Below are 25,770 nucleotides of genomic sequence, written 5' to 3' on the forward strand. Positions count from 1 at the left end.
TGTGACTTTTGTCGCATTCAGGCAGATAAAGAATTTGTAAGACCTTGCAGCAGGTATAGCCGCGTTAAAAAGCCTCTCCGATCATCACATAAAAATTCACTCCTTCGCGCCCATACCCGATATCTGCCCGAATGTTGAGTTTTTGCTCGGGGTTCAGGGCGTAGCGCAATCCAGTTCCGACGGAGTATTTGAGCGTAGAGAAATGCACGTATTTTGGTTTGTCGAACACATCGCCTATACCTGCAAAAGCCGCCATGCCAAAGCGCCAGAACAGCGGGAAGCGGTACTCCAGCTGCGTGCCTGCAAAGTTGTCTTCCAGAAAGCGGTTTTTGGCATAGCCGCGCAATATGCGGTCGCCCCCGGCCATGGCCATGCGCATCACAGGTATATCGCCGTTGTTGAGGTTAAAGCTTGTGTTATGCGCCAGAATGTGGTTCGGTTTCAGCTGGAAATACTTCCGGAAGTCGAGGTTGAAATTGTTGTAGCCAAAGTCTCCACCGAACGTGCTGCCAAAGCGGTAGCCGGACATTTCGAGGTAAGTGCCGCTACTGGCAAAGGCCACATTGTCCCGGCTGTCGAGCAGGAAAACAAGACCCAGGCCGCTGTTCAGTCCACCCTGGTAGCCCGGAATCTGCTGGGTAAGCAGCTGGCTCTCTCTGTCTTCGTTAATCGGGTTGAGTTGGAGGTCGTAGTAGTTCGCGATCTGAAAGTCAGGTCCCAGGAAAGTGCGTGTTCCTACCTTTCTCAAAGCAGCCAATCGGGCGCTCACATAATCGTATTCATAGATTTCCTCATCAGAAAGCGGCGTGTCGTTGCCGATACCATAAAATCGGTCGGTATATACCCGGTGGCGCAGCTCGCCACGCAGCAGGAATTTTTCATCGCGCGTAAAAATGGCCCAATCCAAGAGTTGGTCGGTTTGCTTGCGCAAGGTATAATCCACGATCAGCCGCATGGTGGAGAGACGGGTATAGTCCTCGCCTTCGCTGTTTTTCAGTTTGAAGAAACCAAGCAGCGCTGCCCCAAATCCGAGCTTCGTGTCGGGGGTATAGTATAGTACCGGAATCGGAATCAGGCCGCGTGTTTTCTCAGCTTTAGGCGGAGTCGTGTCGGGTATAGCATCAGCCTGTTGGTCCTGCGCCAGCACTTGGGTAGGCGTGCCCAGCAGCAAACAGAATCCCAGCAAGCAGCTGGCAAGTGCATGTCGTTTCATAAAACTGATAAGGTATAAGGTGAGGGGGTGGGTTCTGTGTTATAACAGGTATAAAGCAGGACTTTTCCAGTAGAAATGTAGGGAAGTTTAAGTGATTTTTGCTAGTAGTGAGGGGATTTTTTTGTCTTGCTGGCAGGTATAGCTTCATGGCGCGAGCGTCCACGCTCGTGTCTGCTATCGTGGGGCCTCTGGCCCGGGTATAGGTATAGGTATAGCGGAAATGTGGTTTTGCATGGGGCCAGTTTTTAACTGGCGTAGCGGCGGCTTTTGCAGGTATAGCAACTAGTTTCGTTTCATTGCTTCGCCTGTGCGGCGGGCACCTACTTTTTGTCTTGACACAAATCGAGGGCCCCTTCCCCCAAAGTAGGCAAAAAAGTCAAGACTCCCCAAACTCGCTGAACGCTCAAACAGTGGTTAGTCATTTAGGTGCACTTGGAAAAGTTGTCTGTTTCATAGCTCAAGGGGCAAGTTACTTTTTCTATACCTACCAGGAGTCTGTGCTACAACGCTTATACCTTGAACTGGTAGTAACTCAAACTCCCCTCCTTGGATAAGGAGGGGGTAGGGGTGGTTGGACCTGGTATAGCAAAGGAACTGCATCAACTACGAAGCTATACCTGAGAACTGGCAGTGCGGAAAACTCCCCCTTTGAAGGGGGCAGGGGGATGTTAATCGTGCATAACTCTTACCAACACTAATATTTAAAACGCTTCCCCGATCATCAGATAAATATTGAATCCTTCGCGGCCATAGCCTATATCCAGCCTCGAGTTGAGTTTCTGATCGGGGCGGATGGCGTAGCGCAGGCCGGTGCCTACGGAGTACTTCACTGTCGAAAAACTTATGTCTTTTGGTTTGTCGAACACATCGCCTATACCTGCAAAGGCCGCTCCACCCAGACGCCAGAACAGCGGGAAACGATACTCCGCCTGTGTGCCGGCAAAGTGGTCGTCGTGGAAGCGGTTACGGGCGTAGCCGCGCAGTATCTTGTCGCCGCCAGCGGTGGCCAGGCGCTGTACCGGCACTTCGCCCTCGTTTAGCCGGAGCATGGTGTTGGTAGCCAGCACGCGGTCATTGCCCAGGCCATAATAGCGGTTGAATTCGAAGTTGAGGTTATTGTAGCGGAAGTCGCTGCCGAAAGTCTTGCCGAAATGGTAACCCGATAGCTCCAGGTAAAAACCTTTGCTCGGATAGGCGGTGTTGTTGCGGTGGTCGATCAGGAAAATAGCGCCCAGACCCACATTGCGCCCTTTTCTGTAGCCGGGTAGCTGCTGCGAGAGCAACTGACTGTCTTCCTCCAGTTTTACATTATAATACTCCGTAAACTGAATGTCCGGCCCTAGGAAGCTGCGGAAGCCCACGTTTTTGAGCACTGCAATTTTCGCTGAAACCATGTCATAGTCATAGATCTCACGGTCGTCTTTTCGGCTATCGTTGCCGAGGCCGTAGAAGCGGTCGGTATAAATGCGGTGCCGCAGCTCGCCACGCAGCATCAGACGCTCCTCGCGGGTAAAAATATTCCAGTACAGCCATTGGTCGGTTTGCTTGTTCAGGGTATAGTCCACCACCAGGCGGGCCAGCGAGAGGCGGGTATAGGTGGTGTCGGTATAGCTGCGAAGGCGGAAGTAACCCAGCAATGAGGCACCAAAGCCTAATTTGGTGTCGGGGGTATAGTAGAGGACGGGCGCAGGTATAAGCCCTTTTACGCTGCGCATGTCCGGCTTAGGCGGATCAACTGTTTTGTCTTCTACGGTTTGTTCCTGCGCCAGCACTGGGGCAGATTTTAAAAAGAGTAATGCTAGTAGCAGATAGGTGAGGTATAGGTATAAGCGCATGCAAACGTTGTTTCTGGAACGGGTTCTTAAAATATCAGGAGTACATACGTAAAGCAGCATTTCTGGTCTATACCGGGGTGCTGCATTTGTAGATTATGGAAGTTTCTATATTAGATAAAGTATATGGAGGTTGATCCTGAATATTTTATGAAGTTTTACAAGGAATTTTAAAGTGAAGATGTCTATATTGTGTTCTAAACCTAAACTAACCTCTTCTTCACCTTCACAGAACAATGAGAAAAATCTTAACCATTGCAGCTTGTCTCGCCCTGGGAGCAGCAGGCAGTGCGATGGCGCAGGAGACCTTTCCGCGCAATGGCGTATATGATGAGCGCACCGGACTGGTAGCTCTCACCAACGCCACCATCCACACCGATTACAAAACCAAAATTGAAAACGCTACCCTCCTGATCCGTAACGGGAAGGTAGAGGCTGTGGGCACCAAAGTACAAGTGCCTGCCGGCGCTATCGTAGTGGATGCCAAGGGCAAGCACATCTACCCGGGCCTGGTAGATATGTTCACCAGCTACGGTTTGCCGGAAGTGCAGCCAGCCCGCCGCAACTGGACAGCACCACCGCAAGAGGAGTCTACCAAGCAGGGTGCCTACAACTGGAACCAGGCCATTCGTCCAGAAACCAACGCGGTAGAGCTTTTTAAAGTAGACAAAAAACAGGCAGAGGAACTGCGCAAACTGGGCTTCGGTACTGTGTTGGCAGTGCACCGCGACGGTATTGCCCGCGGTACGGCCACACTGGTAACATTGGCTGATAAGCGCGAGAACGAAGTGATCCTGCTGGATAAGGCAGCCGCTGCGCTTTCGTTCGAAAAAGGTTCTTCGCCGCAGGATTACCCCAATTCCCTGATGGGATCTATCGCCCTGTTGCGCCAGACATACCTGGATGCGCAATGGAACAACATGAACCCGGGTCGTGAGCAGAACATCTCGCTGGCCGCTTTTACAGGTGCTAACAACTATCCACAGATATTCGAAGCGAACAGTAAACTGAACATGCTGCGTGCCGACAAGGTAGGCGACGAGTTCAGGAAGCAATACATCATCAAAGGTGGTGGCGACGAGTACCAGATGATCAAAGAGATTAAGGCGACCAATGCCCCGATCATCGTTCCATTGAATTTTCCGGAGGCTTACAACGTGGAGGATCCTTATGATGCCCGTCGTGTGCCACTTGATGCGATGAAGCATTGGGAAATGGCCCCGTCCAACCCGGCAGCTTTGCAAAAGGCAGGTATACCGTTCGCCTTCACTACCGCCGACCTTAAAGACAAAAAAGACTTTTTGCCAAACCTGCGCAAAGCCATTGAGTATGGCCTGTCAGAAGAGGAAGCCCTGAAAGCACTAACTGCTACGCCGGCTCAACTTCTGAAAGCCGACAAGCACGTAGGTAGCCTTGATAAAGGCAAACTGGCCAACTTCATCATCACAAGCGGCAACCTGTTTGCCGAGGACAATGTGATCCTGGAGAACTGGGTGCAGGGCAATCAGTACAAGATCACCGAGGTACCCGCCGATTACCGTGGCATCTATACCCTGAAGATCGGGCAGCAGCCGGAGCGCAAACTCCAGATTGCCGGCACACCTGAAAAACCGGAGTTGAAAGTAATTGGTCAGGACACCGTGACAGGCAAGATCACTGTTAGCGGCAACCTGGTAACGCTGTCATTCAACAAAGACAAGAAAAGCAAAGAAGCCATCCGTTTGAGCGGTTGGTACGCAGACAAGAACCTGCAGGGCGAAGGCCAGCTGCCGGACGCAACATTGGTGAAATGGAACGCAAAGTTCTCCGAAGCCATGACTGAGAAAGCTAAGAAAGACGCGGCCAAAGAAAAGCAGGCAATTGAACTGGGTAACATGATCTATCCGTTCCAGGCCTTCGGACAGGCTGAGTTGCCAAAACAGGAGACGGTGCTGATCAAAAATGCTACGGTATGGACGAACGAGAAAGAAGGCGTACTGCAGAATACCGACATGGTGCTGAAAAATGGCAAGATCGCAAAAGTAGGCAAAAACCTGACCGAGTCGGGCGCCCGCGTAATTGACGGAACAGGCAAGCACGTAACAGCCGGTATCATCGACGAGCACTCGCACATTGCGCTGCAGGGTGTGAACGAAGGTACGCAGGCCGTAACCGCCGAAGTACGCATGATGGACGTGCTGAACCATGAAGATCCGAACATCTACCGTCAGTTGGCTGGTGGCGTGACCACTTCGCAATTGCTGCACGGCTCTGCCAACCCGATCGGTGGTCAGTCAGCTCTCATTAAGCTGCGTTGGGGCAAGAGCCCGGACGAACTGTTTGTGGAAAATGCCGACGGCTTTATCAAATTTGCTTTGGGTGAAAACGTGAAGCATTCCAACCGCGCTCCTGCACACAACGTGCGCTTCCCGCAAACAAGAATGGGTGTGGAGCAGGTATACGTAGATGCTTTCCAGCGTGCCAAAGAGTACGAGCAGGCCTGGAAGAACTACAACAAAATGTCGAAGAAGCAGAAAGCTGCTGCCGGTGAGCCACGCCGCGACATCGAACTAGAGACCCTGGTAGAAATTCTGAATGGCAAGCGCCATATTACGTGCCACTCTTACGTGCAGTCAGAGATCAACATGATGATCAAAGTTGCCGACCAGATGGGCTTCAAAGTGAATACCTTTACCCACATCCTGGAAGGGTATAAAGTAGCTGACAAAATGCGCGACCACGGTGCCGGCGGTTCTACCTTCGCTGACTGGTGGGCTTATAAGATGGAGGTGAAAGACGCCATCCCGCAGAACGCCGGTATTATGCATCACCTTGGCGTGACCACAGCTATCAACTCTGATGATGCTGAAATGGCCCGTCGCCTGAACCAGGAAGCTGCCAAAAGCGTGAAGTATGCCGGGGTGAGCGAAGAGGATGCCCTGAAAATGGTGACCCTGAACCCAGCTAAACTCCTGCACCTGGACGACCGCATGGGTAGCATTAAAGTAGGCAAAGACGCCGACGTAGTGCTATGGAACAACCACCCGCTTTCGATCTACGCCCGTGCTGAGAAAACATTTGTGGACGGCATCGCTTACTACGACCTGGAGCGTGACACGCAAATGCGTACCGAACTGGAGAAGGAGCGCATGCGCCTCGTGCAAAAGATGCTGCAGGCCAAAACAACTGGTGCCAGAACACAGGGCCCGCCAATGCGTCGCGCCTCTGTGGTACACTGCGAGGACGTAGAGCACCACGCGGAAGAGGACTACATGGCTTACTAAATTGTTAAATTGTAAAATGGCTAAATTGCTGTTTGGGGATTGTGAAAATCGCAAGCGAACTAACAATTTAACAATGCAGCAATCTAACAATCAATAAGATGAAAATTCACACAAGATATATTTCCGCTTTCGTGGCTCTTATGCTGAGCGTGCCTGCCTTTGCGCAGGTGCCGGTGCCCGCCGCGAAGCAAAGTAAGCCTGTACTGCTCACAGGTGCTACCCTGCACGTGGGCAACGGCAAGGTGGTAGAAAACGCCGCCGTTGGTTTCGACAATGGCAAGATCACCTATGCAGGTCCGCTAAGCGGCGCAAACCGCAACGGGCACGAAGTGATCGACGTGGCCGGGCAGCACATTTATCCAGGTCTGATCCAACCGAACTCACAGCTTGGTCTGAACGAGATTGAGAGCGTGCGTGCTACGCTGGATATGCGTGAAGTGGGGCAGTTTAACCCGAACGTGCGCGCTGTGGTAGCCTACAATACCGACTCTGATATTGCCCCGACCATACGTGCCAATGGCGTTTTAATGACGCAGGTAACGCCGGTGGGCGGAACGATTTCGGGTTCTTCGTCGGTCGTGCAACTGGACGCCTGGAACTGGGAAGATGCCATTGTGAAAGCCGACATAGGTATACACCTGAGCTGGCCGAACATGATCATCAACACAGGTATGGCGCCTAACCCGCGCATGGCCAGCATGGGCCAGAACCGCGAGCAGGCCATTGTCGAACTGGGTCAGTTGCTGCGAGACGCTTCAGTGTACAAGCAGGCCAAAAACGAAAGAGAGAACCTGAAACTCTCCTCGCTGACAGGTTTATTCGACGGCTCTAAAAAGCTATACCTGCACGCCAACTATGGCAAGGAGATCATTGAAGGAGTGAACTTCGTGAAGCAGCACGGCGTGAAGGACATCGTAGTAGTAGGTGCCCGCGACGCAGTTGCCGTAGCCGATTTCCTGAAAGCTAATAACATTGCCGTGATCTATTCTGGCGTACATGCTCTGCCCTCCCGTTCTGACGAGGATGTGGACATGCCATACAAAACGCCATTCCTGTTGCAGCAGGCCGGTATCCCTTTCGCTTTGGACTATGACCTGAGCACACACGGTATCCGTAATCTGCCTTTTATAGCCGGTACAGCGGTGGCCCACGGTCTTGACAAGGAGCAGGCACTGGCTGCGATCACCCTCAACACGGCCAAAATCCTGGGCGTAGACCAGCAGGTAGGTTCTGTTGAAGTAGGCAAAGACGCGACCATCGTAGTTTCCGCCGGTGATATCCTGGATATGCGCACCAACAATGTAACGCACGCCTTCATCCAGGGCCGCAAGATCGACCTGAACGACAAGCAGAAGTACCTCTACGAGAAGTTCAACGGCAAGTACCGGACAGAGCAGCCTGCTACTGCAGGTCCAAAAGCTCAGAAATAAAATTTTACACTCTCACCTTAAACGAAAGAGCGCTGCCCGGTTGAGGCGGCGCTTTTTGTTTTTGTTGCTATCGCAGGTGCTGTGATGGCGCGAGCGTCCACGTTCGTGTCTACGATAGTGGGGCCTCTGGCCCGGGTATAGGTATAGGTATAGGTATAGGTATAGGTATAGGTATAGGTATAGGTATAGGTATAGGTATAGGTATAGCGGGAATGTGGTTTTGCATAGGACCAGTTTTTAACTGGCGTAGCGGCGGCTTTTGCAGGTATAGCAAATAGTTTCGTTGCATTGCTTCGCCTGTGCGGCGGGCACCTTCTTTTTGTATTGACACAAAAAGAAGGCAAAAAAGTCAAGACTCCCCAAACTCGCTGAACGCTCAAACAGTGGGTAGTCATTTAAGTGCACCTGGCTCAGGAAATTTGTTTCATAGCCTAAGGGGCAAGTTACTCTTGCTATACCTGCAAGCGTGCTGATACAATAACTACAACGCTTATACTTATAAATTCGCAACGGCAGGAAAGTCCCCCTTTGAAGGGGGCAGGGGGATGTTAAGCGTGCCGGAAAATCTTATCAAAAACCCTGAGATAGACCTCTGCTACAACTCCACCACCAACGCCCCTAACTCCGTCACATCATAAAACGCTATACCTGCCTCTGCCAGTTGTGGCCTTAATCGCTGCAGGTACCAGGGGGCATTGGAGGCGTCGAGTACTAACTGTTTGAAGCGGAAGGGCTGCAGTTCCTCGGGCTTTATTCGCACGTTTTGGGTGATCAGCAGGTAATCAACTTCAAAATCGGGGAGTGGCTGCACTTTGATCGGTTTCGAAACCACGAGCAGGCGCTTGCCCTGCCAAACAAGCAGACTGTTGTTGTCAGGTAGTATCACGTGGCTTATACCTGTAGTTGAAGCATCTGTGAAGGTATAGGTATTGGCTTGTTGCACACCTTTGTGCCACAGGTAGGGCTGAATATTGAAGGTATAGTTCTGTGGCGCCAGCGGTTGGTCGCTTAATACTGCTCCCTGCTGTCCGCGTACAAAGCTGAGCGCAGTGGCATTGCGCATGTTGTAGACCACTAAACTACGTTGGTTGCGCTGCGAGCTTATTTCTATAATTTCCTGAACCGCCAGCATGGCCACCACAACAGTAGCCAAAGCAAAGTAGCGGAGTTTTTTGTACGAGAAAAATAGAATGATGAGGAGCATCAGGGCATAAAGCAGCCAGGCTTGGGTATAGCTGATATCGATGCCATTTATCAGGGCCTCCGGAAGCTGGTGCACCCGTATGGTGAATTCGTTCATGAACCAGATGGACCAAAAATGGGATTGGAACGCCAGGTACGACAGAAAAGGCACCCACGAGAAGGCCAGGGCTGCCACACCGGTATACAGCGCCAGGGTAGAAAGCGGCACGACGACCAGGTTAGCCAACCAGAAGTAGACCGGGAACTGGTGGAAATATAGCAAGCCCAGCGGGAAGGTGATGAGTTGCGCGGCTACCGAAATCGTAGACAAAGCCCAGACCTTATCCAGCAGCCAGTTATCAAATGTCACGATCTTGTAGAGCAAAGGCTGCAGGTATACGATGCCGAGTACGGCCAGGAAGGAGAGCTGAAACCCGACGTCCAGCAGGTAGTAAGGTTCGTAGAGCAGCAGGAAAAAGGCCGCTATACCTAGTGTATTGTAGATGTTGGGGCGGCGGCTGATGGTGCGCGCTACCGTTACCAAACTGAACATGACCACAGCCCGGAGTACTGAGGGAGAAAGACCCGTGATAAAGGCATACATCCACAGAAAAGCGATCAAGAAAGCAGCTACAACTATTTTTTGGCGGCGGGTGCGGTTCACATACACCAGAAACAACATCAGCACACTGTAGATCAGGCCCACGTGTAGTCCCGATACGGCCAGCACGTGCGTAGTGCCGGTGTTGTTGTATACCTGCAGAATCTCGTTATCCAGTTCGTCTTTTACACCCAGCAGCAACGCCGAGGAAATGCCATATTCGCGACGCTCTTCTATAGATTCTTTCAGCAGCACGTCCAGTTTGCGACGAAGTTGAATGCTGTAGTGTAGGACCGGATTCGGCGGATCGGAGCCTATGAACTGGTACTGCTGCGGCTGCAAAAAATGGCGGTGGTATACCTGTTTGTTGGCCAGGTACTGACGGTAGTCGAATTGGTTGGGGTTGGCAGGTGGTGCCACAAGCAGAGGCGCGCCTTTTATCAGCAGCCGGTCGCCATAACTTACTTCATACTCCCGCTTAGAGTCATGTGGCACGGAGAGCTGCACTTTGCCCTCTGCAACTTGCCACTGGCCGTTTACCTGCACCTGTTCTATTTGCAGCACCGTGTTCTGGTAGCCGGGTTTCTGCACCACGTAATCATCCACGACACCAACATAGTAAGCGGGCGTAGCAGAAAGCTTGCTCAGGTGCAGCGGGCGGTGCACTTCGGTATGCTGATGCGTGACCCACATGCCGCCGGCAACAAAGCAAAACAGCCCGGCTATACCTGCCAGTGTGTTGGCTTCTACGGATTTCAACCGGCGTGCGACAAGGTATAGCACCAGGTATAGGGCAACAAAAAAGGCAAAGAGCTCAGGGCTATACCTGAACTCTTTGCCTTTGTACAGGTACACGAGTATACCTGCTATAAAGCTAAGAACAATGCGAACAAAAGGGTAGGGAGCCCACCGTTTCATCAGCCCTTAAAGACCATTTTGTAGTGCTGTATATCGCACTCCGTGAACATATTGCCTTCGGCCACGAAGCCGTGGCGCTTGTAGAAGTTAACGGCCAGCAGCTGTGCGTTCAGGTATACCTTGCTGTAGGCATGGTCGGACTGCACATCCTGCAGTACGGCCTGCAACAGCGCGGCACCTACCTGTCGGTTGCGGTAGTCAGCCAGCACGGCAAAGCGCTCCAGTTTTATACCTTGCTCCGTCTGGCGCCAGCGGGCAGCGCCGCAGGGTATACCCTCACAGGTAGCCAGGTAGTGACGGGCCGTGGACTCAAACTGGTCACGTTCCGCCTCACGGGGCACCTGCTGCTCTTCTACAAAAACCTGTTCACGTATGCTGAACGCGGCAGACCTATCCTGCTCACGTTCAGCACGTATTACCTCAATCATCTTGTGTTATCCGATCAGCTGCTATACCTTTCTTTTGCGGCCATTCACGCTCACGGGAGTGCCTTCTTCAGCGGCTTCAGCCTCGAGTCTGGCGGTTTGCCGATCCTCGTCTGCTTTGGTATAGGCCTCCACGATGTCGCGCACCAAGCGGTGACGCATTACGTCTTCCGGCTGCATTTCGATGAAACCGATCCCTTTGATATCGCGCAAGGTATGCAGGGCATCAATAAGGCCGGATTTCTGGCGATGCGGCAAGTCGATCTGCGAACGGTCGCCGTTGATCATGACCTTCGAGGTAGGGCCCATACGGGTCAGGAACATCTTGATCTGCGCCGGCGTGGTGTTCTGCGCCTCGTCCAGCAACACAAAGGCATTGCTCAGGGTACGGCCACGCATGTAAGCCAGCGGTGCGATCTCAATTATCTTGCTTTCCTGATAGTATTTGAGCTTTTCCATCGGGATCATGTCCTCCAGGGCGTCGTAGATCGGGCGCAGATATGGGTCCACCTTCTCCTTCATGTCGCCTGGCAGAAAGCCCAGGTTTTCGCCGGCTTCCACCACAGGGCGGGAGATGATGATCTTCTTTACCTCTTTGTTCTTGAGCGCGCGCACAGCCATAGCCACCGAGATATACGTTTTGCCGGTACCCGCAGGCCCCAGCGCAAACACCAGGTCATTGTTCTCCACCAGGTCTACCAGTTTTTTCTGGTTAGGCGTCTTGGCTTTGATAATGCCGCCCTTGCTGCCATATACAATCACGTCCGGCGAAGTGACGATTACATCTTCCTCCGTAAAAGAGTCAGATGAAAGGTATCTATTTACGCTGTTATGCGTAATCTTCCCGAACTTGTGATAGTGATCGATCAGCGAAGAAAGGATCTCGTGTATTTTAGTTATCTCGGGCGTTTGCCCCTGAATTTTGATTTCGTTGCCTCTGGATATGATCTTGCTGCTCGGAAATGCGGCTGCAAGCTGCTTGATATTCTGATTCTCTGTCCCCAGAAAATCGATAAGAGAGATATTCTCTAATGTTATTACTTTCTCTACCAAATGTTTAAGCTTATATAGTACGTTGGTAATATATTCTGTAAATTAGCTAAAATTGTTACAATATGATGACAAATCTACTTAAATTATAGTTCGCTCTATGGCTGTAATTACATTCACCTCCGACTTTGGTTATACCGACCATTATGCGGCTGCTGTTAAGGCCGCCATGCTGTCGCTGCAGCCACAGGCCCGTATCGTGGACATTTCGCATGGCATCGATCCGTTCAACATTCCGCAGGCCGAATACGTGATCGGCTCCGTTTTCCGTGAATTTCCGGAAGGCACTGTGCACCTGATCGCCGTAGATACGCACGGTTGCAAACAGGGCAAATATCATGCTGCGAAATACAAAGGACACTACTTTTTGCTGGCTGACAACGGGTTGCTTTCCCTGCTCACCGACGGGCAGGCCGAAATTGTGGTAGAGCTGCAAACCGATGAGGCTGTGCTGCCTTTCCCGGCCAAAGAACTGCTGGCTCCTGCCGCACTCTTCCTGGCAAAAGGTGGCGATATTGATGTGCTGGGCGAGCGCACTACCAGCTACAAGCAACTGCTTAACCGCCAGTTGCGCCTCAACGACCACGCTGTAACAGGGCACGTCATTCATGTGGACCGCTACGGCAACCTGATCACCAACATTACCAAAGACAGTGTGGAAACCATTGCGCATGGCCGTACCTATACCGTGCACTTTGGCCGCGAAACGGTTGGTCGCATCCACCAGAACTATACTCAGGTAGAAGACGGCGATTGCTGCTGCCTTTACAATCACCTCGGCCAGCTCTGCATCGGCATCAACAAAGGCAACGCCGCCGAACTGCTCGGCCTCGGCTTCGACTCGCAGGTTGATGTGCGGTTTTACCCGGGGGCTTAGTTTTGGAATGAGTGGATGAGTGATTGAGTGTATGAGTGATTGTGTAAATGAGTGAGTTTCTTGATTTGGGGGTTGATTGATGGGGAGAATCGGTGGGGATCTTACACTTCTACATGAAATGGGTTCTGGAGTTTATGGCATAAGCCATACCTTTGTGTGCCTATTTGGTTTGAGTGATTAAGAAAATAACAATTCACTCAATCACTCATTCACTCAATCAAAAATCAAGCTATGCTTATTCGCATTGTACGCATGACCTTTCAGCCGGAGAAGACAGATGATTTTCTGGAGATTTTCCGCAATTCCAAAGACAAGATCAGGGCCTTTGAGGGCTGCAACCATGTAGAGCTGCTGCAGGACCTCAACCACCCGAATATCTACAGCACCTACAGCCTCTGGGACTCCGAGGAAGACCTCAATAACTACCGCGACTCTGCACTTTTTGGTCAGGTATGGAAAGCCACCAAAGCCCTTTTTGCCGACAAACCGCAGGCCTGGTCGAATGTGGCAGTGAACATTTAAACCGTGATCAGTTACCCGTAAACAATTTGCAGGTATAGCCGTGATGTTTTTGACAGTTTAAACAATCCAACTGCTTTTCCTGTACCTTTGCTACGTATACCTGATAACTGTTTATTGCTAACTGTTAACTGTAAAAAATGAATTACTTCGAGCTATACCATATACCTGAGAGTTTTTTGCCGGACGAGAAAGCGATCAAGCGTCGCTATTACGAACTGAGCCGCGAGTATCACCCGGACTTTTATGCCAACGAAGACCAGGGCACACAGCAGAAGATACTGGAGCTTTCCACACTCAACACCAACGCCTATCGTACCCTCGGCGATGCCGACCTGCGCATGCAATACATCCTGAAAGAGCATGGTATACTGGAGGAAGGCAAAAACGAACTACCCGGCGATTTCCTGATGGAAATGATGGAGCTGAATGAGGAGCTGATGGAGCTGGAGTTCGACTTCGATGCCGCCAAACTGCACGAAATAGGAGAGAAGAGCACCGGTGCCATGGCACAGCTGGAAAATGATATATTGCCGGTGCTGCAGCGATACCCTGAGCTTTATGGAGTTACCAAAGAAGAGGCCCTGCAGGAGGTTAAAACCTACTATTTGAAGAAAAAATATTTGTTGCGTATTCAGGAAACTTTATCTAAGTTTGCAACCCGTTCCTGATAGTCGATCAGGGATTGCAGTTCGACTCCGGCCCAAGGTACTATACCTGAAACCGGTCAGAACAAAATGCCTTGGTGGCGGAATTGGTAGACGCGCTGGTCTCAAACACCTGTGAGGTTACACTCGTGCCGGTTCGACTCCGGCCCAAGGTACAGAAACAACAAAACCCACTGATTGTCAGTGGGTTTTGTTGTTTATAGGGGCATAAATACTGGCACAATCTCTAGGATTCTACATTTTTTAGATTTTCTGCTCTTTGGCGCCATTGTTCAGCAAGATCTTTGTCCTTTCTAATGCCTTTGCCACCCATTTCATAAAGCTTCGCTATATATAACATTCCTTGAACGTTTCCCATTTCGGCCGCTTTTTGATACCACTCTAAAGCAACTCTATAGTTTTTCTTAACACCTTTACCTTCGGTATAAAAGATTCCTATGTTTACCATTGAATCTGCATTGCCTTTTTCTGCTGCTTGCAAAAACCACTCTCTGGCCGTTGTATAGTTTCTTTTTACTGCTTTACCATCTAAATACATGAATCCAACTGCATGCATAGATCTTGCCTCTCCTAAGGCAGCGCTCTTTTTATACCACTCAAGCCCTTCACGGTAGTCAGCACTGACACCATGCCCTTTAACGTACATTGAAGCTATGTTGTGCATCGCTGCCGCAATTCCCTGATCAGCTGCTTTTAGATACCAATTCATGGCAACATGCTGATCTTCTATGACACCATGGCCACCTCTAGAATAAATGTTACCTAAGTTAATCATTGAATCCGCAAACCCCTCCTCAGCAGCCTTTTCATACCACTCAATTGCTTGTGTATAATCTTTATCAACTCCCAGACCGTTGGCATAAAGAACTCCTAAGTTGTGAAAAGCACCTACATTACCGTTATCGGAGGCTCGCAAAGACCATTTTAAGGCTTCTTTGTAGTCTACCTCTGTCCCGCGCCCCATTAAGTAGGCAATTCCTAAATTAGCCATAGCGTTTAAGTTTCCCTTTTCTGCAGCTATTCTATACCATCTTAATCCTTCAGCAGCGTCTGCCTCTACGCCTATACCTCTACTATACCAAATTCCAGTAATAAGCATTGCATCTGAATTACCTTTCTCTGCTGCTGCTAAATACCACTTGATTCCTTGTTTAGCACTTTGGTCGACACCTAACCCTTCTGAATATAGCCGACCAATCTGAAGCATTGCGTTTGATAGTCCCATTTCAGCAGCTTTAAAGTAATACTGCATCGCTGCCTCATACATCTCTTCCGTTTTAGCAGAGTTACCTTTAATATACATTGGAAGCGCTTTTAGTGCAGTATTAAGTTGTACAACAACCTTCTGGTTTTCTTCCTCACCATTGTTAAACTTGATGTAGTTATCTACTTCAATTAGTAAGGAGTCATTTAGGGCGATATCTACGTAGTCATTATTTTGAGTGAGGTTGTGAAGTGCATGTATTTTCACTAAAGCAACCTCGGAATTCCATTCTTTCAAAAGCCTTTCTGCAGCAATTGCTTTTTCAAAAGCTATAGAATACTCAGCATTTTCTAATGCGAACTGCGCTTCACTATAGTTAATTTCCCAGGAGTCAGACTTGGTGTAACTCTGCGCATTTGCAGGCGATACTGCTATAAAAAAAATAAACAGCAGCACTATGATACTTCTCATACTATGTAAATTTTTTAGTAGTTCTGTTAAATATATATAAATTCTAATAAAGATTTTTTGTTCTCAGGGGATGTTTTTTAGAGTGATTGAGCCACAGCCACCTTCCCATACCTTACCATTGAGCTTATTAGCTGTACTGGACAATCCATAGATGTTGGATGAAACTACTTCTGCAGATTCTGCAATATGATAGTCTGCAGCACTCTTCTTGCCTCTATCTTCCTCATTCTCAAGGTATAGTGTGGTGTTAATAACTGATTTATATATTTTTTAAAGAATATTCAGTTTGTGCTCACTTTGGAATTATAGGAGAATTGTTTTAGCAGTTTGGGGGTGATGATGAATGCTTTCTCTGTTAAAACATCATTCAAACGCGAGAGACAAAGATTTTGAAGATCTGTAAGTATTAATACTTATGGATTTATCACTTATGAATGAAAAAGCGAGTGGTTTTTAAATATTATAATTTTCTAATGTAATATAAGTATAGTTATTAGAATATATAGGAAGCACATAAATTTGCTGGGAAAATACTGATGCTGTATCAGTATAAATTCTTCCAACCCAGCCAATTCATGAAATCCAACACTGCTTTCTCCACCTCGAAAAGGAGCGGTAAAGTCTATGATGTTTTCAAAGTACTTTTGAAGACGCTGCCGCTCTTGCTTATCTTCTGTGGAGGGTTCTTTCTATCGCATAATGCCCATGCCCAGAGTCAGTATACCCACGATTTCTCTACTCCGGCAGCCTTAAGTGGTTATTCAGCCTCCTGGCCCTGGAATACTACTGCCACCATCTCTGTCGGAGGTGTGGAATATGAGTTAACCCAAAGTGGTAATGGCAGCTGGGAGAACAGAGGCAATGGAGGCGCTAATAACAGTGCAAGCCTTTATTATAGTACAGCGTCTACAACCCAGGTAACCATCAAACGCAAGGATAACCAGAATTTTAAGTTCTATGGTCTTTGGATGAGTTACGATTGCTTCGGCGGTAGTTATACACCGCCTCACTTAACTGTAACCTATACCGGGAGCAGTCTGCCGCAGGATAAATTTAATGAACGAAACCAGCAGGGGCTGGCGCTTTCAAAAAATGTGGAGGTTAGCTCAGTTACTCTTTTCTTTTCAGGACTTCATACCTTAAACCTCGACGACCTGGTTGTAGGGAATATTGGTGCACCCTTATCCAGTAATGCAAATCTATCAAACCTGACTTTATCACAGGGTTCTTTGTCGCCGGCTTTTCAAGCCGGCACAACCGCTTACACAGCAAGCGTAGCCAATACAGTAACTTCGGTTTCAGTTACGCCTGTCAAAGCTGATGCTAATGCAACTGTTAGTGTAAACGGAACTGAGCTGACTAGTGGCGTTACTTCCATACCAGTTAATCTGTATGTTGGCGCCAACACTATAACTGTTTTAGTAAGGGCACAGGATGGTACGACCAAATCCTATACCGTTACAGTGACGCGGGCTGCTGCTCCACCGGTAGCACCTTCCACCCCCGACCTGGCAAGCGCAAGCGATACAGGGCAGAGCAATAGCGATAACATCACCAACGATAACACGCCGACTTTTACCGGAACGGCAACTCCTAATACTACGATTAATCTATATGCTGGATATACCCTGGTGGGCACTTCCACTGCCGACGGCGCTGGTAACTGGTCAGTAACAAGCAGTACCCTGCCAGATGGAGCCCGTACCATTACGGCAAGAGCGGAAGATGGGGCAGGAAATCAAAGCCCCGCTTCAGCCTTCTTAGATGTGAGGATAGATACAACGGCGCCTAACACTACCATAATCGCTAGCCCAGCTGCTCTTACGAACGCAACCAGCGGCACCTTTAACTTAACAAGCAGCGAGGCTGGCAACAACTTTCAAGTAAGTGTGGATGGCAGCCCGTTTACCTCCGCTGCCACGCCACTTACGTTGACGGGGTTAAGCGAAGGTACGCACACCCTACAAGTGCAGGCTGTGGATATGGCCGGAAATGTGGATCCTACACCTGCCTCCTATACCTGGACGGTCGACCTGACAGCTCCGGTCGTGACAAGCATCACCCGCCACAACCCGGCAACAGCAACTACCAACGCCAGCACTGTTACTTACCAGGTTTCCTTCAGGGAGTCCGTTATGGGCGTAAGTACAGATGATTTCTCCCTGGTAAGTACAGCAACGGCAAGCGGTACCATTGCAGGTGTAAGCGGATCGGGAGAGCGATACGAGGTAACTGTCTCCGGCATTAGTGGAGCCGGCACGCTGCGCCTGGATCTGAAGAGTGGTTCCGGTATTAAGGATGCGGTCGGCAACGTACTCACTTATGCCTATACCTCCGGCCAGGTATATACATTGGCCCCGCCGCTAACGGCCTCTATCACCTCGCTGAGTCATGTGAGTTGTAATGGCGGAGCCAATGGGCAGGCTACTGTAACGGCAGCTGGCGGACTGGCACCTTATACCTATTCCTGGGGTACTGGTGGTGGAACTTCGCCAACGGCCACGATGCTTGCTGCAGGTAACTATACCGTTACCGTTAGAGATGCCCTGGGGAATACTGCCACGGCTGTTGCCAAAATTATGCAGCCTAGCGCATTAAGAACTAGTACTTCCCAAATCAATGTTTCGCAATATGGCGGAGCCGATGGCCAGGCTGCTGTCTCACCAGCTGGTGGCGTGGCACCTTATGCCTATTCCTGGAGCCCGTACGGGGGGACAGCCGCCATTGCAACAGGGTTACGTGCCGGCGTGTATATGGTGGTGGTGACGGATGCCAACGGGTGTACTGCGAGCCGTACGATTACCATTACGCAACCGGCAAACACGGCCCCGGTGGCCGTCAACGATAACTATTCGGTAAACCGCGGCCAAACGTTGACTGTACCTGCACCCGGCCTGCTCGGCAACGACACCGATGCCGAGGGAGCAACCCTGACTGTAACTATGGTGAGTGGCCCGACACATGGCACACTGACCCTGAATGCAAACGGAAGCTTTACCTATACCCACAATGGTTCCGCCTCCTCTTCAGACTCATTCACCTACAAGGCCTCTGACGGTGCTGCACTGAGCAATACCGCCACCGTGATCATTTCGGTGCTTACGCCTTCTACTACCGTGGCATCCATTACCCTGCTGGACAGAAACCCCACCAACGCAAGCAGCCTGCGCTATGCCGTCACTTTTGCTGAACCGGTAACCGGTGTGGATGCCGCTGACTTCTCCCTGACTACCACTGGTACTGTGGCCCGTACGATAGGATCCGTAACTGGCTCTGGTACCAGCTATACGGTGCAGGTCAATGACGTGAGGGGAGACGGCACCCTGCGCCTCGACTTTACAAGTCTGGCAGGTGTGACGCCGAACGTGCGTGCCGCCTATACCTCTGGCCAGGCGTACATCATCGATACAACGGCGCCTATCGCCTCCTTCTCCAGTGTTCCTTCTGTCCTGACTAATTCTAATTCAACTTATTTTGGTTTTGCGAGCAGCGAGCCTGGCGATACCTATCAGGTAAGCATGGATGGCAGCGCCTTTACCTCCGCTACCTCACCTCATAATCTTAGGGATATAAGCGAAGGCACGCATACCTTCCAGGTGCGAGCAACAGATCTAGCCGGAAACGTAAGTCAGCCGGTGTCCCATACCTGGACGGTCGACCTGACGGCACCGGTCGTAACGAGTATCACCCGCTTTAACCCTACAGAGGCCACCACCAGCGCCACAACGCTTATTTACCTGGTCACTTTCAGCGAGCGCGTGGCAGGCATAAATGCAGAGGATTTCGCTCTGACTCAAACGGGAACGGCAACAGGCACCATAGAACGTGTCATTTGGCGAGACAACAGGGTATTTGAGGTGGTCGTCAATAATGTGAGCGGAAGCGGCACCTTGCGTCTGGATGTAAAAGCGAGTGGCACAGGCATTACGGATTTGGCCAATAACGGGATCACTTCAGGTTATACCTCCGGCCAGTCTTATACCATAAACACCACCCCACCAGCCATTACCTCCGTTTCAGTGCCTGCCGATGGTACGTACAGGGAGGCACAGCAACTGGACTTCACGTTGAACTTCAGTAAAGCCGTCATAGTAAATACCCCGGGCGGAACCCCAGCGATCGGCCTTACCATAGGCACATCTTCCCGTCAGGCGTATTACCTGGGCGGCTCCGGCACCTCAGCGCTGAGTTTCCGCTACACCGTGCAGTCCGGCGATCTGGATACGGACGGCATCACGCTGTCTGCTGCCATTGCCCTGAACGGCGGAACAATAACTGACGCCTTTGGCAACACGGCGGTCCTGACGCTGAACGGGGTGTCTTCTACGGCCAATGTTTGGGTAGACGCCGTCGCGCCAACGCTGCAAACAGTCACCATTGCCTCGTCTAACAGCGACGTCACGAAAGCAAAAGCAGACGATATCGTCACGCTTCGCCTGGAAGCATCCGAGCCCATCGCCACGCCAACTGTGACCATCGCAGGACACACGGCTACGGTAACGGCCACTGCTGCCAATACCTACATTGCCACCTATACCCTGACTGCGACAGATGCGGAGGGCACGGTTCCCTTCACCATCAACTACCAGGACCTGGCGGGCAACGCGGGCACAGCTGTCAGCGGCACCACCAATGGCAGCAGCGTTATCTTCGACAGAACATCGCCGACCGGAACGCTTGCCATCAACGGCGGGGCCACTCATACCGCTTCCCCAGGGGTTGCACTGAGCCTTACAGCAACCGATGCGCTGACTGGTGTAGCCAGCATGCGCTTCTCTAACGATAATATTGCATGGAGTGCCTGGCAGTCTTTTGCGACAAGCAAAACCTGGACCCTGCCTGCTGGCAACGGCAACCGCAAGGTATACGCGCAGTTGCGCGACGGAGCCGGCAACATCCGTCTGGTAGAGTCACAAATCATACTGGACAATGTGCCGCTCACGCTCACCCTCTCCAGCGGTGTGGGAGCGGCCACCAACACGTCTTTTGAAGTAACCTTCACATTCAGTAAAGCCGTAACCGGTTTCTCACTTGCAGATCTGATAGTGACGAATGCGACGGCTTCCAACCTGATGACCGCAGACAATAAGGTATACAAGGCAACGATAACGCCTTCCTCCGAAGGAGAAGTAAAAGTAAGCGTAGCAGCTGGTGCAGCAATTGATGTCGCGGGCAATGGCAACACAGCCTCTAATACCATCAGTACCCTGTATGACAATACAGGACCGACACTGGTAGTTGCTACCACAGCTCCGAACCCGACCAACGCTCCTTTTGACGTGAGCTTCACTTTTGCTGAGGAAGTGAGCGGCTTTGACCTGGCGGATATTATCGTTGCAAACGGTACGGCTTCCAACCTGACTGTAACAGACGGCAGGCGCTACAGTGCGCTTATCACGCCGGCAGCAAGCGGTGAGGTAGCCGTGAGCGTGGCAGCAGAAAAAGCGCAGGACGCAGCCGGCAACAACAATACCGCTTCCAATATTCTGAAGGTGCGTTACGATGCCGAGAGGCCGACGGTGGTGCTGTCTACAAACGCAACAGATCCTACCAATGCACCCTTTACGCTTACCATTCGCTTCAGCAAAGAGGTGACCGGTTTTACAGTGGAAGATCTGGAAGTATCCAATGGACTTGCCTCCGCCTTTACCAGTGTGTCTGCACAGGAATATACAGCCCTGATTACGCCCCAGGCAAACGGAGCAGTGATCATTAACATGCTGGAGGACGTAGCCTGGGATAGAACAGGAAACGGAAATAAAGCTGCTTCCGCCTTATGGTTGTTTTTCGACCAGACCCGACCTACCGTAGCCCTCGCTTCGCCGGCGCCGGCTACTGTGAATGGTGCGTTTGATTTAACCATTAAGTTCAGCGAACCGGTAATAGGCTTCGCCGAAACAGGTATAGCCCTTGTAAACGGAACAACCTCCCGTCTGGTGGCCATGTCTGCCGATGAGTATACGGCACGCATTACCCCGCTTGCTGACGGGGAGGTGAAGCTACAGATAAGCAACAATGCAGCGCTCGACTCGGCTGGCAATCAGAACCTGGCTTCTGCCGAGCTAACCCGACGCTACGACAGTGCAAGACCACAGGTAACGGTAGCAAGCATTGTTACCAGCCCTGTCAACGCCGCCTTTACGGCACAGTTCACCTTTACCGAAGCAGTGGCAGGCTTTGATTTAACGGACGTGACCGTTACGAACGGAGCAGCTTCTGATTTTGTAAAAGTGAGTGCCACAGCCTATACCGCTCTTATTACACCTGCCTCAAACGGCGAAGTAACCGTAGCGGTGGCAGCGGGCAAAGCCAGGGACGAGGCAGGCAATGATAACCAGGCTTCCAACGTGCTCAAATTAAACTTTGATACAGACAAACCTACCTTGCTACTCGCTTCTTCGGCACCGGCTGCAGTAAATGCACCATTCAGCGTGACCTTCACCTTCAGCAAGGAGGTAAGCGGTTTCGAGATAGGTGATATTGCCATTACCAATGGCGCGGCTGCTGATTTTGCGGTAGTCAATCCGAAAACTTATACCGTACGGGTTATACCTGCTGCGGAGGGAGAAGTGCAGGTAAGCGTGGCAGCCGATAAGGCCCTGGACGCGGCCGGCAACGGCAGCGGCGCCTCCAATATGCTGACGCGCCGCTACGATACCTTGCGACCAGCTGTGGTACTCAGTACGGGCGCTCCGGATCCTGTCAACAGTGCATTCTCCATTAATATTGAGTTTAGTGAAGACGTTGCAGGATTTGCAGCTACAGGTATAGCCGTTACCAACGGCACACTCACCCGATTCAGCCAGGTTGACGGGCGACGATACAGTGCGCTGGTAACCCCTGCGGCAACTGGTGAGGTAGCAGCTCAGGTTCCTGCCAACGCAGCGACGGATGAGGCCTCAAACGGCAACTTGCCATCTAACACACTCACCCGGGTTTATGACGCAGTTCGTCCTGCCGTAGTGCTGGCAACCGCTGCTCCAGACCCGTTAAACAGGTCTTTCCAGGTAAGTATAACGTTCACTGAGCCTGTGACAGATTTTGCAGCGCAGGATATAACGGTATCAAACGCCACGCTCTCAGGTCTGACGACAGCAGATAACAAGCTGTATACCATAGAGGTAAGCCCTGCGGCAGACGGACTGGTGACACTCTCGGTGCCTGCCGGTGTAGCGCAGGACGCTGCTAGTAATGATAATACTGCTTCTGAAAAGTTAACCAGAACCTTCAATGCTACCAGACCGGCACTTGCCCTGTCCACCAACGCCACCAACCCGACCAATGCTGCTTTTGAGGTGACCTTCACTTTCAGCACGGCAGTGAGCGGATTTGAAGTGAGCGATATTGCGGTGAACAACGGAGCAGCTTCTGCCTTTACGCAAGTCTCAGCGCAGGTATACACGGCCCGAGTTACGCCAGGTGCCGTAGGTGAAGTGATCATTAACGTGAATGAAAATGTGGCCCGCGATGCTGCCGGTAACGGCAATACAGCGCCCACAACCCTGAAACTGAACATCGACAAGACGCAACCAACCGTCGTGCTGACCTCCGGTGCACCTGAGAGGCTGAACGCAGCCTTCGAAGTAACTGTCGTATTCAGCGAAGCGGTAACCGGATTCACAGCCGCTGATGTAACGGTTGTAAATGGTACGGTGACAGGTTTCTCGGTAGAGAGTGACAAGGAGTATACCCTGCAGATCATGCCGCAGACGAACGGAGAGGTACGTGTATCGCTCGCTGCCGGAGTGGCGCAGGATGCAGCCGGTAACCTGAACCTTGCTTCAGAACAACTCATCCGATTCTATAACAACACAAGGCCAGCAGTGGAAGTGGCAACAGCGGTGACCAGCCCTGTCAATGCCGCCTTTACAGCTCGCTTTACCTTCTCCGGGGCAGTGGAAAGCTTTGAGCTGACCAACATCACGGTAGAAAACGGAAGTGTTTCCAACCTGACAAAGGAAAGCGCTACGGTATACACCGCCCTCGTGACACCAAGTTCAAATGGTGTGGTGACAGTCGCCGTAGCCGAGAATCAGACACAAGATGCTTTCGGTAATGGCAACCTGCCTTCCAACCGACTGCAGGTAAGCTACGATGTGAGCCAGCCTGTTCTGGTGCTGTCGACAACCGCGGCTGATGTGGTGAAGACCCCATTTGAAGTAACCTTTTCCTTCAGCAAGTCCGTGACAGGCTTTGAGCTGGGAGATATCACGGTGACCAATGGCTTGGCCTCAGCCCTGAAAGCGGTAAGCTCGTCAGTGTACACAGCCCTGGTAACGCCGCTGGCCGATGGTGAAGTAGGTATAGCTGTGGCTGCTGATGTGGCCCGCGATGCTGCCGGTAACGGCAACAAGGAGGCGGTCGCCTTAACCAGAGTGTACGACGACACCAGACCAACCCTGGTCCTGAGCACAGAAGCGAAAAGCCCGATCAATGCTGCCTTTGAGGTTGTATTTACCTTTAGCGAGCCGGTTTCCGGTTTCTCTCTGGAAGATATCTCAGTAGAAGGTGGGACTATAGCCGTGCTGTCTCCTTCCGGAACAAGCAAGGTATACACGGCTACCATCACGCCAACTACAGAAGGGGAAGTTGCTGTAGAAGTTGCTGAGGATGTGGCACAGGATAGAGCCGGTAACGGCAATCTGGCCTCTGATGTGTTACGCCTGCAGTATGACAAATCCCGTCCGGCGGTTACGCTTGCCACCACTGCTCCGGCCCTGACCAATGCCGCTATACCACTGACGATTGAGTTCAGTGAGCCGGTAACAGGCTTTGCCTTAGCCGATATCAGGGTAACAAACGGTGCAGCCACTGACCTCACCAAAGTGAGCGAAACAAGGTATAGCGCCCTCGTGACCCCGACCGTTGACGGAGCGGTAAGTATAGCTGTTGCCGAAAACAAAGTAGCTGATGCTGCAGCGAACAGTAACACAGCCTCAAACCTGCTGAGCCTGACTTACGACGGTACAGCACCTGCCGGCTACGTAGTAGCCTGGAGCGCTGCGCGTGTGGATGTGTCGAACCTGGAGGCTATTGCGCTGCTGCTTTCCGGAGCTGAGCCGGGTACTACCTATACCTACCACATCACCAGTGGTCAGGAAAGTACAGGAGTATCAGGAACGGGAGAGGTGACAGAGGAGAGCTTCGATATAGCAAACCTTGACCTGGAAGAACTGCAGGATGGCACACTGACCGTGCGGCTATACCTGACGGACAGGGCCGGAAACAAGGGCGGTGAAGTAACGGCACAGGTTATTAAAATTACCCGCAACATCGCTTCCGTAACAGCACCCGATATGATCGAAGTGCCAATCCGAACTACTTTTGCGCAGGTGCCGCTGCCAGCTACTGTTGGCGTTTCCTACTCTAACGGCGAGACAGCGCAAGTGAAAGTACGCTGGGAAGCCGGCGCCTACAACGGGCTTGTGGCCGGACCTTATGTGCTGACCGGTATACTGGAACTGGAAGAAATGACCACTAACCTGGAGAACCTGACAGCGAAAGTGACCGTGGAAGTACAGCCCAACAAAGTGCCAACGGCACTGGCCTTCAGCGCCACTACCTTTAAGCCGGAAGCCACGGCAGACAAGGTGATCGGCACGCTCTCCACCACCGACCCGGATGACACGGAATTTGTCTATACGCTGGCAAGCGGCGAGGGCGACACGCACAACGCGATCTTCGAGATCCGCGGCGACCAGGTATACCTCAAATCCAACAAGGGCCTGTCAGGTATGACCACCTTCACCATCCGCGTGCGCAGCACTGACCCTTACGCGAACACGATCGAGCGGGCTTTTACCTTAACCAAGGAAGCTTACGACCGCACGGTGGACCAACTCAAGATCGTCAACGCCTTCTCTCCAAACGGTGACGGCATCAACGATAACTGGACCATTCCGGAACTCAGGTTCTACAACGAGGTCTACATCCAGGTGTTTGACCGCTCGGGCGTACGCGTGTTCGAGACGAATGATCCGGAGAAGGGCTGGGACGGACTCGGTCCGAATGGGCAGATCCTGAAAGGGGGCTACCTCTTCACGGTGGAAGTGAAGGACATCAACTGGGTGAAGCGCGGGGTGGTGACCATCCTGGGTAAATAAGTCGGCAACGCAAG

The 25,770-nt window shown here is 51.3% G+C and carries 13 protein-coding genes and 1 tRNA gene; 7 read left to right on the plus strand and 7 right to left on the minus strand.

The features are described 5' to 3' along the window. Positions 1-64 precede the first annotated feature (64 nt). Together L1278_RS08970 and L1278_RS08975 are read right to left on the minus strand one after the other, a co-directional pair. Entirely contained in the window at positions 65-1,213 is a 1,149-nt protein-coding gene (locus L1278_RS08970; RefSeq protein ID WP_253403026.1) for a BamA/TamA family outer membrane protein, read from the minus strand. A 701-nt stretch (positions 1,214-1,914) separates the two neighbouring features. Then, positions 1,915-3,048, minus strand: a complete 1,134-nt coding sequence (locus L1278_RS08975) for a BamA/TamA family outer membrane protein (RefSeq protein WP_253403028.1) — start codon at positions 3,046-3,048, stop codon at positions 1,915-1,917. 233 nt (positions 3,049-3,281) lie between these two features. Here L1278_RS08975 and L1278_RS08980 point away from each other — a divergent pair, with 233 nt between their 5' ends. Continuing rightward, entirely contained in the window at positions 3,282-6,308 is a 3,027-nt protein-coding gene (locus tag L1278_RS08980; RefSeq protein WP_253403030.1) for an amidohydrolase family protein, read from the plus strand. Between the two features lie 98 nt (positions 6,309-6,406). Then, on the plus strand, positions 6,407-7,738 hold the full coding sequence (locus tag L1278_RS08985) for an amidohydrolase family protein (protein WP_253403032.1): 1,332 nt from the start codon (positions 6,407-6,409) through the stop codon (positions 7,736-7,738). Between the two features lie 17 nt (positions 7,739-7,755). Here the strand turns inward: L1278_RS08985 and L1278_RS08990 are convergent, their stop codons facing one another. The 4 genes from L1278_RS08990 to L1278_RS09005 form a co-directional block, all read right to left on the minus strand. After that, a complete protein-coding gene (locus tag L1278_RS08990) occupies positions 7,756-8,082 on the minus strand; it encodes a hypothetical protein (protein ID WP_253403034.1) in 327 nt (108 codons plus the stop codon). 251 nt (positions 8,083-8,333) lie between these two features. After that, the gene (locus tag L1278_RS08995; RefSeq protein ID WP_253403036.1) at positions 8,334-10,439 is read right to left on the minus strand and encodes a ComEC/Rec2 family competence protein; all 2,106 of its coding nucleotides are present in this window, start codon (positions 10,437-10,439) and stop codon (positions 8,334-8,336) included. Further along, on the minus strand, positions 10,439-10,867 hold the full coding sequence (locus L1278_RS09000; protein ID WP_253403038.1) for a GNAT family N-acetyltransferase: 429 nt from the start codon (positions 10,865-10,867) through the stop codon (positions 10,439-10,441). Before L1278_RS09000 ends, L1278_RS08995 begins: the two co-directional genes overlap by 1 nt. Before the next feature lie 21 nt (positions 10,868-10,888). Further along, the gene (locus L1278_RS09005; protein ID WP_253403040.1) at positions 10,889-11,917 is read right to left on the minus strand and encodes a PhoH family protein; all 1,029 of its coding nucleotides are present in this window, start codon (positions 11,915-11,917) and stop codon (positions 10,889-10,891) included. A gap of 97 nt (positions 11,918-12,014) precedes the next feature. On the opposite strand from L1278_RS09005, the gene L1278_RS09010 reads away from it, so the two are divergent. The 4 genes from L1278_RS09010 (at position 12,015) to L1278_RS09025 (ending at position 14,133) form a co-directional block, all read left to right on the plus strand. Beyond that, positions 12,015-12,791 (plus strand): S-adenosyl-l-methionine hydroxide adenosyltransferase family protein, encoded by a 777-nt coding sequence (locus L1278_RS09010; protein WP_253403042.1) that lies wholly within the window; start codon positions 12,015-12,017, stop codon positions 12,789-12,791. A 231-nt stretch (positions 12,792-13,022) separates the two neighbouring features. After that, positions 13,023-13,313 (plus strand): putative quinol monooxygenase, encoded by a 291-nt coding sequence (locus L1278_RS09015; protein WP_253403044.1) that lies wholly within the window; start codon positions 13,023-13,025, stop codon positions 13,311-13,313. Between the two features lie 137 nt (positions 13,314-13,450). Beyond that, positions 13,451-13,981: a Fe-S protein assembly co-chaperone HscB gene (gene hscB / locus L1278_RS09020; RefSeq protein WP_253403046.1), complete on the plus strand. Its 531-nt coding sequence runs from the start codon at positions 13,451-13,453 to the stop codon at positions 13,979-13,981. Positions 13,982-14,049: 68 nt separating this feature from the next. After that, positions 14,050-14,133: transfer RNA gene (locus L1278_RS09025), tRNA-Leu, on the plus strand. A gap of 71 nt (positions 14,134-14,204) precedes the next feature. Here the strand turns inward: L1278_RS09025 and L1278_RS09030 are convergent. Further along, positions 14,205-15,653 carry a tetratricopeptide repeat protein gene (locus L1278_RS09030; protein ID WP_253403048.1) on the minus strand — a complete coding sequence of 483 codons (1,449 nt, stop codon included), beginning with the start codon at positions 15,651-15,653 and terminating at the stop codon, positions 14,205-14,207. 575 nt (positions 15,654-16,228) lie between these two features. On the opposite strand from L1278_RS09030, the gene L1278_RS09035 reads away from it, so the two are divergent. Then, the gene (locus L1278_RS09035) at positions 16,229-25,756 is read left to right on the plus strand and encodes an Ig-like domain-containing protein (RefSeq protein WP_253403050.1); all 9,528 of its coding nucleotides are present in this window, start codon (positions 16,229-16,231) and stop codon (positions 25,754-25,756) included. The last annotated feature ends 14 nt before the right edge of the window (positions 25,757-25,770 follow it).

The organism is Pontibacter sp. HSC-36F09 (assembly GCF_024171605.1).
In the GTDB taxonomy this organism is placed as follows: Bacteria; Bacteroidota; Bacteroidia; order Cytophagales; family Hymenobacteraceae; genus Pontibacter.

What these genes read in the sequence shown, in the direction of transcription:
- L1278_RS09015 (WP_253403044.1), top strand. Translation starts at nt 13,023, where the DNA reads ATGCTTATTCGCATTGTACGCATGACCTTTCAGCCGGAGAAGACAGAT.
- L1278_RS08980 (WP_253403030.1), top strand. Translation starts at nt 3,282, where the DNA reads ATGAGAAAAATCTTAACCATTGCAGCTTGTCTCGCCCTGGGAGCAGCA.
- L1278_RS09010 (WP_253403042.1), top strand. Translation starts at nt 12,015, where the DNA reads ATGGCTGTAATTACATTCACCTCCGACTTTGGTTATACCGACCATTAT.
- L1278_RS09030 (WP_253403048.1), bottom strand. Translation starts at nt 15,653, where the DNA reads ATGAGAAGTATCATAGTGCTGCTGTTTATTTTTTTTATAGCAGTATCG.
- L1278_RS09000 (WP_253403038.1), bottom strand. Translation starts at nt 10,867, where the DNA reads ATGATTGAGGTAATACGTGCTGAACGTGAGCAGGATAGGTCTGCCGCG.
- L1278_RS08995 (WP_253403036.1), bottom strand. Translation starts at nt 10,439, where the DNA reads ATGAAACGGTGGGCTCCCTACCCTTTTGTTCGCATTGTTCTTAGCTTT.
- L1278_RS08985 (WP_253403032.1), top strand. Translation starts at nt 6,407, where the DNA reads ATGAAAATTCACACAAGATATATTTCCGCTTTCGTGGCTCTTATGCTG.
- L1278_RS08975 (WP_253403028.1), bottom strand. Translation starts at nt 3,048, where the DNA reads ATGCGCTTATACCTATACCTCACCTATCTGCTACTAGCATTACTCTTT.
- L1278_RS09035 (WP_253403050.1), top strand. Translation starts at nt 16,229, where the DNA reads ATGAAATCCAACACTGCTTTCTCCACCTCGAAAAGGAGCGGTAAAGTC.
- L1278_RS08970 (WP_253403026.1), bottom strand. Translation starts at nt 1,213, where the DNA reads ATGAAACGACATGCACTTGCCAGCTGCTTGCTGGGATTCTGTTTGCTG.
- hscB (WP_253403046.1), top strand. Translation starts at nt 13,451, where the DNA reads ATGAATTACTTCGAGCTATACCATATACCTGAGAGTTTTTTGCCGGAC.